The organism is Halopseudomonas sp. L-58, from assembly GCF_056859475.1.
In genome coordinates, this window is the sequence record NZ_JBSXON010000036.1 from 1 (window position 1) to 8,217 (window position 8,217).

7 protein-coding genes and 1 pseudogene are annotated in these 8,217 nt (G+C 59.5%); 6 read left to right on the top strand and 2 right to left on the bottom strand.

The window, feature by feature from the left end; translation table 11 throughout:
- Nucleotides 1-228: 228 nt before the first annotated feature.
- Nucleotides 229-588 (bottom strand): annotated as a pseudogene (locus tag AC13EY_RS03185) (outer membrane protein assembly factor BamE); the annotation flags it as partial.
- Between the two features lie 124 nt (nt 589-712).
- Between AC13EY_RS03185 and fur the strand changes: the two are divergent.
- Nucleotides 713-1,123, top strand: coding sequence for a ferric iron uptake transcriptional regulator (gene fur, locus AC13EY_RS03190; RefSeq protein ID WP_088276365.1), 411 nt, complete (start codon nt 713-715; stop codon nt 1,121-1,123).
- A 69-nt stretch (nt 1,124-1,192) separates the two neighbouring features.
- Here fur and recN read toward each other — a convergent pair whose 3' ends face one another.
- Nucleotides 1,193-2,866, bottom strand: a complete 1,674-nt coding sequence (gene recN / locus AC13EY_RS03195) for a DNA repair protein RecN (protein WP_269688574.1) — start codon at nt 2,864-2,866, stop codon at nt 1,193-1,195.
- 226 nt (nt 2,867-3,092) lie between these two features.
- Here recN and grpE point away from each other — a divergent pair, with 226 nt between their 5' ends.
- From grpE to AC13EY_RS03220, 5 genes are all read left to right on the top strand, one after another.
- Complete coding sequence (grpE, locus tag AC13EY_RS03200) at nt 3,093-3,668, top strand: nucleotide exchange factor GrpE (RefSeq protein WP_285677194.1); 576 nt, start codon at nt 3,093-3,095, stop codon at nt 3,666-3,668.
- A gap of 89 nt (nt 3,669-3,757) precedes the next feature.
- Complete coding sequence (dnaK, locus tag AC13EY_RS03205; RefSeq protein ID WP_088276368.1) at nt 3,758-5,680, top strand: molecular chaperone DnaK; 1,923 nt, start codon at nt 3,758-3,760, stop codon at nt 5,678-5,680.
- A 134-nt stretch (nt 5,681-5,814) separates the two neighbouring features.
- Nucleotides 5,815-6,954: a molecular chaperone DnaJ gene (dnaJ, locus tag AC13EY_RS03210; RefSeq protein ID WP_088276369.1), complete on the top strand. Its 1,140-nt coding sequence runs from the start codon at nt 5,815-5,817 to the stop codon at nt 6,952-6,954.
- A 14-nt stretch (nt 6,955-6,968) separates the two neighbouring features.
- Nucleotides 6,969-7,775: a 4-hydroxy-tetrahydrodipicolinate reductase gene (dapB, locus tag AC13EY_RS03215; protein ID WP_335599028.1), complete on the top strand. Its 807-nt coding sequence runs from the start codon at nt 6,969-6,971 to the stop codon at nt 7,773-7,775.
- Between the two features lie 118 nt (nt 7,776-7,893).
- The coding region (locus tag AC13EY_RS03220) for a transposase (RefSeq protein WP_482890396.1) at nt 7,894-8,217 on the top strand (324 nt) is incomplete at its 3' end.

The following is an 8,217-nucleotide window of genomic DNA, read 5'->3' on the forward strand; positions in this document are numbered from 1 at the left end:
TGACGGGGAAGGTGCGCCTGGAGCACGCCAAATCGGGCTATTTCCATCGATTGGCGCCCTAAACGGGAAGTAAACGAGCGCGACCGCTGCTGCCAGAAGCAGTGGACGTAATCATCGCGGCGAATTTCAACAGGCTGCTAGTCGCGGGGGCAGGAAGGGGAGGCGTCGGACGCTTCCCCTTTAGTGCGTTGGCTATTCGCCTGTGCCGAGTGGAGCGCCCAGGTCGACGGGATAGGTTTCGACGGTGTCGGAGCTCATGATTTCCTCGTCCTGGCTCTGACCTGGCATGAAGTCGCCGGAGAGGCCGACCAGGCGATTGTCTTCAAAGTTCAGGCTGATGCGTTCCTGCACGCGCGTGCTGTGTCCCGATTCCATGCTGTACAGGTAATCCCAGCGGTTGGGGTGGAAGGTGTCCTGGATCAGCGGAGTGCCCATAATGAAGCGCACCTGGCGGGTGGTCATGCCGGGGCGGAGTTGGTCAACCATTTCCTGGGTGACAACGTTGCCTTGCTGGATATCGATCTTGTAAATGCCGGGGACCACGCCGCAGCCACCCAGAAGGCCGATAGAGACACTGCATAACAGCATGAAAAGGATTCGATTAAAGCTTTTTCGCGTCACGTGCTAACATCCGCTATCTTTGGAATGGCTGTATTGCCCTGATCATACCCGACTCATCCCGCCCTGCGAAGCGCTGAACGAGAATAGTGACATGGTTGAAAATCAAGAACTCCGCAAAGCCGGCCTGAAGGTCACGTTACCTCGGGTTAAGATCCTGCAAATGCTCGACGGTTCGAACGAGCGCCACATGAGTGCCGAGGACGTCTACAAGGCTTTGATGGAGGCGGGCGAGGACGTTGGCCTGGCAACCGTCTATCGCGTGTTGACGCAATTTGAAGCGGCCGGACTGGTCGTGCGCCACAACTTCGACGGCGGACACGCCGTGTTTGAGCTGGCCGACGGCGAGCACCACGACCACATGGTCTGTGTTGACTCTGGTGAAGTGGTCGAGTTCTTCGATCCTGAAATCGAGCGCCGTCAGCGCGAAATCGTCAAGGAGCACGGCTTCGAGCTGGTTGACCACAATCTGGTGCTGTATGTGCGCAAGGCTGGCGGCAAGTAACGTCAGATTGGACAAGCACTGATTTTTGGTGCAAAAAAACCGGGCCAGGCCCGGTTTTTTTATATCTGCTCAGTGTGCAACGCTGAGCAGCTTGCGGGCGTGGGCCAGTGATTCGTCGGTCAAGTCGACGCCGCCAAGCATGCGGGCGACTTCCTGTACGCGGGCGTTATCGTCCAGCTGGTCAATGCAGGTGCGTGTGCTGTTGCGGGTTTGCTGTTTGCGTACAAACAGGTGCTGATGCCCCTGAGCGGCGACCTGCGGCAGGTGGGTGACTGTCAGTACCTGGCCGCGCGCGCCAAGTTGGCGAAGCAGCTGGCCAACGATCTCGGCGGTCGGGCCGCCGATACCCACATCGACTTCGTCAAACACCAGTGTGGGAACGCGTGACGTCTGTGCGGTGATGACCTGAATGCCGAGGCTGATGCGTGACAGTTCGCCGCCAGATGCTACCTTGGCCAGCGGTTTGGCGGGCTGGCCGGGGTTGGCACTGACCAGGAATTCGACGGTTTCCAGCCCGGTTACCGGGTAGCTGTCGGCGTCCAACGGTGTCAGCTGCAGCTCGATTCGGCCACCGGGCATGCCCAGGCGCTGAATTTCCTGAGTTACTGCCTTGGCGAGTTTGGCTGCTCCCTTGCTGCGCTGTGCTGACAGTTTCTCGCTCAGTTGGCGATAGTGGGCCTGATAGGCAACCAGTTCTTCCTGCAGGCGCTCTGCGTCGGCAGCTTGTTGCTGCTGGCCTTCCAGTTCGTCGATCAGCTGCTGCTGCAGCGCGGGTAGCTCCTGCGGCTGAATACGGTGCTTGCGTGCCAGGTCATAAATGGCGCTGAGGCGTTCTTCCACGTACTGCTGGCGTTCAGGGTCGGCCTCGAAGTGGTCGAGGTAACGGGTCAGTTCGCCGACTGCTTCCTCGATCTGAATCTGTGCGCTGGCGAGCATGTCGCTGGCTTCACCCAGTTGCGGGCTGTGGCTTTTAAAGGCGTCCAGCCGACTCAGGCTGGCGGTCAGGGCTTCCAGCACGCTGCCTGCGTCATTTTCGCTGCAGATGTTGATGACTTGCTGGCAGGAATGCAGGATCTGGTCTGCGCTGGCGAGCTGACGCTGCTCGTTCTCCAGTTCGTCCAGTTCGCCGTCCTGCAGGCTCAGATTGTCCAGTTCGTCCAGTTGGTAGGTCAGCAGCTGCTGGCGAGCGGCCTGTTCTTCGCTTTGCTGGCTGGCCTGGCGTAGCGCCTTTTCGGTCTGGCGGCAGCGCTGAGCCGCCAGTTGAACCTGTCTCGCGAGTTCGCCGGCGCCGGCGTACTCGTCCAGCAGGCGTCGATGGGTATCGGTTTTCAGCAGCGACTGGTGCTCATGCTGGCTGTGAATGTCGATCAGCATTTCGCCGAGGGCACGCAGGTCCTGCTGGGGGCAGGGTGCGCCATTGATGTAGCCTCGTGAGCGGCCTTCGGCGGTGATCACGCGCCGGAGGATAACCTGGTCGTCGTCCTGCGTCAGGTCACGCTCATCGAGCCACTGGCGGGCTTCGGGAATGTCGCGAATGTCGAAGGTGGCGAGGATGTCGGCCTTGTCGGCGCCGGGGCGAACCGCGCCGCTGTCGGCGCGATCGCCAAGGGTGAGGGCCAGTGCATCGAGCATGATGGATTTGCCTGCACCGGTTTCGCCGGTAATCACGCTCATGCCGCCGCCCAGCTCGAGTTCCAGGGTGTCGACGATGGCGTAGTTGTTGACCGCGAGGTGGATCAGCATGGCGCGCTCCCGAGAAAATTGTTCTGGTTGTTTATACAGTAGTTTGCTTTGTGGCGACAAGTCCCCGCAATAGTACGAGCACACTGATTGATATTGACCCTTGAAGCTGTGTGGACTGTCCCCATATAGGTTGCCAGACGCGATCGGCGAGGCCGGTCGTTCATCATTGACTGCGTGTGCGGCGATTGCGCGCAAAGACACGCCCACCCTATGACAGGAGAAAGACATGGCAGAGGAACAGAGACCGGATCTGCAGGATCAGGACGACGTGGTCGATCAGACCGTTGCGACGCCCGAAGGCGATCTTGCCGCGCGCGTAGCGAGTCTGGAAGAACAGCTGGCTACCGCTCAGGATCAGGCTCTGCGGGCGGCGGCTGATGTGCAGAATGCGCGTCGCCGTGCCGAGCAGGATGTGGAGAAGGCGCACAAGTTTGCGCTGGAGCGTTTTGCCAATGATCTGCTGCCGATCATCGATAGTCTTGAGCGCGGCCTGGAGTTGTCCAATGCTGATGATCCGGCGATCAAGCCGATGCGCGAGGGTATTGAGCTGACCCTGAAGATGTTTGCCGACACCCTGGCGCGGTTCCAGGTAGTCCCGGTTCAGCCTGAGGGCGAGCCCTTCAATCCTGAACTGCATCAGGCCATGGCGATGGAAGAAAGTACCGCGGTTGAGCCGAACACCGTGCTCAAGGTGTTCCAGAAGGGTTACACCCTCAGCGGTCGCCTGTTGCGCCCGGCCATGGTTGTCGTCAGCAAGGCCCCGGCGGCGGGTGCCGCGCCCTCGATTGACGAGCAGGCTTGAAATTGATTTGGCAGCCCCCATCAAGGGCTCAAGCATAGTTGAACAGCGCCGCTGACCAAGACGCGGCAGTCAGATTCGGAGAGAAACTTATGGGCAAGATTATCGGTATCGACCTGGGGACCACCAACTCCTGTGTCTCTATTCTGGAAAACGGTTCCGCCAAGGTGATCGAGAACGCTGAGGGTGGTCGTACCACTCCGTCGATCGTCGCCTACACCAACGACGGTGAAACCCTGGTTGGCCAGTCGGCCAAGCGTCAGGCGGTTACCAACCCGCAGAATACCCTGTACGCGGTCAAGCGTCTGATCGGTCGTCGCTTTGAAGAAGACGTCGTTCAGAAAGACATCAAGCTGGTGCCGTACAAGATCGTCAAGGCCGACAATGGCGACGCCTGGGTTCAGGTAAATGACGAGAAAATGGCTCCGCCGCAGGTGTCTGCTGAAGTACTGAAGAAAATGAAGAAGACCGCCGAGGATTACCTTGGTGAGCCGGTTACCGAAGCGGTTATCACCGTTCCGGCCTACTTCAACGACAGTCAGCGTCAGGCTACCAAGGATGCTGGTCGCATCGCCGGTCTGGAAGTCAAGCGCATCATCAACGAGCCGACCGCGGCTGCTCTGGCCTACGGTATGGACAAGGCGCGTGGCGACTCCACCATCGTTGTGTACGACCTGGGTGGCGGTACCTTCGACGTCTCCGTGATCGAAATTGCCGAAGTGGACGGTGAGCATCAGTTCGAAGTGCTGGCCACCAATGGTGATACCTTCCTGGGTGGTGAAGATTTCGACATGCGTCTGATCGACTACCTGGCAGACGAGTTCAAGAAAGAGAACGGCGTTGATCTGCACAATGATCCGCTGGCGCTGCAGCGTCTGAAAGAAGCGGCTGAAAAGGCCAAGATCGAGCTGTCTTCCAGCCAGCAGACCGACGTCAACCTGCCGTACATCACTGCAGATGCGTCCGGTCCGAAGCACCTGAACGTCAAGGTGACGCGTGCCAAGCTGGAGTCGCTGGTTGAAGATCTGATCAAGCGCAGCATCGAGCCCTGCCGCATCGCGATGCAGGATGCCGGTCTGGATGTGTCTGACATCAACGACGTTATTCTGGTTGGTGGTCAGACCCGCATGCCGCTGGTGCAGAAGACCGTTGCCGAGTTCTTCAATAAGGAGCCGCGCAAGGACGTTAACCCGGACGAAGCGGTTGCCATCGGTGCCTCGATTCAGGGTGCGGTACTGGCCGGCGACGTGAAAGACGTGCTGCTGCTGGATGTTACTCCGCTGTCGCTGGGTATCGAAACCATGGGTGGCGTGATGACTACGCTGATCGAGAAGAACACCACCATCCCGACCAAAAAGTCGCAGGTATTCTCGACTGCAGACGACAACCAGACTGCGGTGACCATTCACGTGCTGCAGGGTGAGCGCAAGCAGGCGAGCCAGAACAAGTCGCTGGGCCGTTTCGATCTGGCCGACATTCCGCCGGCGCAGCGTGGCGTGCCGCAGATTGAGGTCAGCTTCGACATCGATGCCAACGGTATCCTCAACGTGTCTGCCAAAGACAAGGCAACCGGCAAAGAGCAGTCCATCGTGATCAAGGCGTCCTCTGGTCTGTCGGATGACGAAATCGAGAAGATGGTGCGTGATGCCGAGGCCAACGCTGAGGAAGACCGCAAGTTCGAAGAGCTGGTAACCGTGCGCAACCAGGCCGATCAGCTGGTTCACGCGACTCGCAAGACCCTGACCGAGGCGGGCGACAAGGCGACTGATGAAGAGAAGGCCGCCATCGAAACGGCGCTGAGCGATCTGGAAGCGGCGATCAAGACCGGCGACAAGGAAGAGATCGAGGCCAAGATCAACGCGTTGTCCGAGGCATCTGGCCCGCTGGTCCAGAAGATGTATGCCGAACAGGCTCAGGCTGGCAAGGGTGAAGGCCCGGCAGCAGGCGCGGAGTCCGGTAACGATGCGGACGACGTGGTCGACGCCGAGTTCGAAGAGGTCAAGGACAACAAGTAGGTCCTTGATGAACCGGGTAGGGTGGTGCACCGACGGCATGTCCGGTGTGCCGCCCTCCAACTCTGCCTGGCAACGCGGGAGCTTCTCCCGCGTTGCCGTTTGTGCCGGGTGTCTCTGTAAGGGAAGTCGAACACATGTCCAAGCGTGATTATTACGAAGTGCTGGGGGTCGAAAAGGGCGCCAGCGAGGCCGAGCTGAAAAAGGCCTATCGCCGTCTGGCGATGAAATACCATCCGGACCGTAACCCGGATGACGAGAATGCCGAAGAGAAGTTCAAGGAAGCGACCGAAGCCTACGAAGTGCTGACCGACGCCAACAAGCGCGCAGCCTACGATCAGTATGGTCACGCCGGCGTGGATCCGAGCATGGGTGGCGGTGCCGGTGGTTTTGGTGGCGGCGGCGCCAACTTCTCCGATATCTTCGGCGATGTATTTGGTGACATTTTCGGTGGCGGCGGCGGTCGTGGACGTTCCAGCGTGCAGCGCGGCAGTGACCTGCGTTACACCCTGGAGCTGGATCTGGAAGAGGCGGTGCGCGGTACCACGGTCACCATTCGTGTGCCGACCCTGGTTGCCTGCGAAACCTGTGATGGCAGCGGTGCGAAGAAGGGCACCACGCCGACAACCTGTACCACCTGCGGTGGTCATGGTCAGGTACGCATGCAGCAGGGCTTCTTCTCGGTGCAGCAGACCTGCCCGCGCTGTCATGGTACCGGCAAGATGATTACCGATCCGTGCAAGGACTGCCACGGCAATGGTCGCGTAGAGAAGCAGAAGAACTTGTCGGTCAAGGTTCCGGCCGGTGTTGATACCGGTGACCGTATCCGCCTGGCAGGTGAAGGTGAGGCCGGTGTTAATGGCGGCCCTGCCGGTGATCTGTATGTGGTTGTTTCGGTGCGCGAGCACAAGATCTTCCAGCGTGACGGCAAGAATCTGTACTGTGAGGTGCCGATCAGCTTCGTCGATGCGGCGCTGGGCGGAGAGCTTGAGGTGCCGACCCTGGACGGTCGGGTCAAGCTGAAGATTCCCGAGGGCGCGCAAACCGGTAAGCTGTTCCGCCTGCGCGGCAAGGGAGTGACGCCAGTGCGTGGTGGTTCGGCCGGTGATCTGCTCTGCCGGGTGGTTGTCGAAACGCCGGTCAACCTGACCAAGCGTCAGCGCGAATTGCTCGAAGAGCTGCGTCAAACACTTGAGGCCGAAGGCTCGAGTCAGTCGCCTCGTGCCAAGAGCTGGTTTGATGGTGTGAAGAACTTCTTCGAAGACATGAAATTCTGAGGCAGGTGCGCAAGATGAGACGGATTGCGGTAATTGGCGCTGCCGGGCGCATGGGGAAGACGCTGATCGAGGCAGTCGGTCAGACGGAAGGTGCTGCGCTGACGGCGGCGATTGAGCGCGCTGACAGTTCGCTGGTGGGCGCTGATGCGGGTGAGTTGGCCGGTTTCGGTCGCCTGGGCGTTGCGATCAGTGGTGACCTCAAGCAAGTGGTCGACGCCTTTGACGTGCTGATCGACTTCACTCATCCGACCACGACGCTGGTGAATCTGCAGATTTGCCGTGATGCAGGCAAGGCGATGGTGATCGGTACTACGGGTTTCTCCGAAGCTGAAAAGGCGTTGCTCGCCGAGGCCGGCAAGCAGATCCCTATCGTCTTTGCGCCCAACTTCAGTGTTGGCGTGAACCTCTGTCTCAAGCTGCTGGACATGGCTGCGCGGGTTATGGGGGATGAGGCTGATATCGAGGTTATCGAGGCGCACCACCGTCACAAGGTCGACGCTCCATCCGGAACGGCCCTGCGCATGGGGGAAGTCGTTGCCGACGCGCTTGGTCGCAATCTGGCTGACGTGGCTGTTTATGGGCGTGAAGGGCAGACCGGGGCGCGTGACCCCAAGACCATTGGTTTTGCGACGGTTCGCGCCGGTGACGTGGTCGGAGATCACACCGTGCTGTTTGCGACCGAGGGTGAGCGGGTAGAAATTACCCACAAGGCCTCCAGTCGGATGACCTTTGCCAAGGGTGCGGTGCGTTCGGCAATGTGGCTTGAGGGCCGTGGTGCGGGCCTGTTTGATATGCAGGACGTGCTCGGCTTTAAAGGCTAGACGGCGGAATGATGCACAAAAAAGGGTGGCCATGATGGCCACCCTTTTTTGTTCCTGCCGCCTTAGGGCCTGTTAACGCTAATTAGCTTCAAGTCTCTCCATGTGTGATACTTCGCGCATGGAAATTACCCCCGAACAATTCTCGATCATTGAGCATTGCTTCCCGCGACAGCGGGGCAACGTAAGTCTGTCCAACCTGAACGTGTTGAACGCGATCCTCTATGTCGCTGAGCATGGCTGCAAGTGGCGCGGCTTGCCGAAGCGCTTTGGCAATTGGCACACCATCTACACCCGCATGAGCCGCTGGTCGAGGTCGGGTGTGTTGGATCGGGTGTTCGCCCAGTTGCAGCAATCCCAAATTGTCCGGATCAAGATCGAGGCGGTGTCCCTGGATAGCACCAGCATCAAGGTGCATCCCGATGGCACTGGCGCTCGAAAAAAA